The sequence below is a fragment of the Devosia insulae DS-56 genome, assembly GCF_000970465.2.
Lineage (GTDB): Bacteria > Pseudomonadota > Alphaproteobacteria > Rhizobiales > Devosiaceae > Devosia_A > Devosia_A insulae.
This window is the reverse complement of sequence record NZ_LAJE02000148.1, coordinates 1-2030: the sequence shown is the minus strand read 5'-3', so window position 1 is coordinate 2030 and position 2030 is coordinate 1. Positions and strand designations below refer to the sequence as shown.

At 66.7% G+C, this 2030-nt stretch carries 3 protein-coding genes; all 3 read right to left on the bottom strand.

What is annotated here, in order from left to right; translation table 11 throughout:
- Window positions 1-51: 51 nt before the first annotated feature.
- From VW23_RS08515 to VW23_RS08505, 3 genes are read right to left on the bottom strand one after another with little or no spacing between them, the layout of a single operon-like run.
- The gene (locus VW23_RS08515) at window positions 52-546 is read right to left on the bottom strand and encodes an SRPBCC family protein (protein WP_069909146.1); all 495 of its coding nucleotides are present in this window, start codon (window positions 544-546) and stop codon (window positions 52-54) included.
- Window positions 530-883 carry an ArsR/SmtB family transcription factor gene (locus tag VW23_RS08510; protein ID WP_069909145.1) on the bottom strand — a complete coding sequence of 118 codons (354 nt, stop codon included), beginning with the start codon at window positions 881-883 and terminating at the stop codon, window positions 530-532. The genes VW23_RS08515 and VW23_RS08510 overlap by 17 nt, the downstream gene beginning before the upstream one ends.
- Before the next feature lie 56 nt (window positions 884-939).
- Window positions 940-1998, bottom strand: a complete 1059-nt coding sequence (locus VW23_RS08505; RefSeq protein ID WP_069909144.1) for a FecCD family ABC transporter permease — start codon at window positions 1996-1998, stop codon at window positions 940-942.
- Window positions 1999-2030 lie beyond the last annotated feature (32 nt).

Genomic DNA, 2030 nt, shown 5'->3' with positions numbered 1-2030 from the left:
CTTTAGGGGGAGGGATCAAGGGTGGGGGTCCACAGCCACCGGGTGATGAGGTCAGGTCAGCTGCGGCAGCTGGATGCCCTTGGCCAAAGCCGCGGCGTATTGCTCTTCTTTGTTAAAGAGCGAGTTCCAGCCGCCGACATGGCTGTCGCGCGAGGCGACGGAGGTGAAGGGGGTCTGGTGGAAGTGCTGGGTGGTGCGGCCGGCGCGTTCCTCGAACTGCACGGTGATGGTGGTCGGTACGGTTTCGCCGGAATCGTCGTCCCAGGCGAAGCTGAGGACGATGCGCTTCTGCGGCTCGATCTCCAGATATTCGCCGCTCGACCAGCTCTTGGGGAACATCGACGAGGTCATGCCGACGCGCCAGGCGCCGCCGGGGCGGAAGTCGGAACTGAGGTCGGTGACGGTGAAGCCTTCCGGGCCCCACCAGCGGATCATGTGTTCGGGCTCCTGCCACATGCGCCAGACGATCGACAGCGGCGCATCGAAACTGCGGGTGATGAACAGCTCGTCGTCGCGCAGCTTCAGGGCTTCAGTTCTTTGAGCCATTTTGATCTCCCTTGGTGATCTCTTCGAGATAGGCGCCCATCTTGTCAAAACTGCCTTCCCAGAACATGCGGTAGCGGGCGAGCCAGCCATCGACTTCTTGCAGCCGGGCGGTTTCGAGTTTGCAGGGCCGCCACTGCGCCTCGCGGCCGCGGCTGATCAGCCCGGCGGTCTCCAGCACCTTGAGGTGGCGTGACACCGCCTGCAGGGTGATGTCGAACGGTTCGGCCAGCTGGTTGACCGTCGCCTCGCCTTCGCTCAGCCGGGCCAGGAGGGCCCTGCGGGTCGGATCGGCGAGGGCCGAAAGCGTGGTGCTGAGTGGGTCGGTGGCGGAGTACATATTCAACACTTTCGTTGATCAACGTTTGTGTTTAATACGCCTCGCCTTGGTTGCTGTCAAGCGGTGCGGCCGCGACGGCGCAGCAGCAGGATGAAGAAGCCGCCGCCGACCAGCCCGGTGATGATGCCGATGGGCAGATCCTGCGGCGGGATGATGGTGCGGGCCAGCATGTCAGCGAGGACGAGGAAGATGGCGCCGAGCAAAGCCGAGAGCGGCAGCACCCGGCGATAGTCGCCGCCGATGACGAGCCGCACGACATGGGGGATCATCAGGCCGACAAAGGCGATGACGCCGGAAAAGGCGACCGCGGCGCCGGTCAGCAGCGCGCAGACGATGAACACCACCATGCGGAAGCGGCCGGCGGGAATGCCGAGCGTGGTGGCGCTTTCATCGCCGAGCGTCATGGCGTTGAGGTTGCGGGCATTGGCGATGAGGTAGGCGCCGCAGGCGGCAAGCGCCACGAGCGGGTAGGGCAGTTGCGCCCAGCTCGAGAGCCCGAGGCCGCCCAGCATCCAGAAGATCACGGTATGGGCGGCGCGCGGATCGCCGAGGAAGATGGCGAGGCTGCCGCCCGAGGTGATGATGAAGCTGACGGCTACGCCGGCAAGGATCAGCCGGCTGGCATCGGTGGAGCGGGTGAGATTGGCGACACCGACGACGATCGCGGTGCTCAGCAGCGCGCCGCCGAAGGCGAAGATCGGCACGGTGGCCAGGCCGAGGAACATGCCGGTATGCAGCAGCACGATAATGGCGCCGAGCGCCGCGCCCGAGGAAATGCCGAGCAGGTGCGGATCGGCCAGCGGGTTGCGGGTGACCGATTGCAGCGCCGCCCCGACCAGCGCCAGGCTGGCGCCAACGGCGGCGCCGAGAATGACGCGGGGCAGGCGGACCTCCCAGACGATGTTGTCGCGCCCGGCCGACCAGGTGACCTCGACGCTGCCGGGGGCGAGATGGTGGGCGACGACCGACCAGACGGTATCGAGCGGAATGGCGATGGCGCCGACGCTGACGGCGACAAGCGCGGTGACGAGGAGAACCGCGGCAAGCGCCAGCACCAGCGCCGGGGTAGCGTGGATGAGGGCGTGGCGCGGGCCGGAGAGGTGGCGGTGGGACATGGGGGCCTGACGGGGTGCTGACTGATAGAGAC

What these genes read in the sequence shown, in the direction of transcription:
- VW23_RS08515 (WP_069909146.1), bottom strand. Translation starts at nt 546, where the DNA reads ATGGCTCAAAGAACTGAAGCCCTGAAGCTGCGCGACGACGAGCTGTTC.
- VW23_RS08510 (WP_069909145.1), bottom strand. Translation starts at nt 883, where the DNA reads ATGTACTCCGCCACCGACCCACTCAGCACCACGCTTTCGGCCCTCGCC.
- VW23_RS08505 (WP_069909144.1), bottom strand. Translation starts at nt 1,998, where the DNA reads ATGTCCCACCGCCACCTCTCCGGCCCGCGCCACGCCCTCATCCACGCT.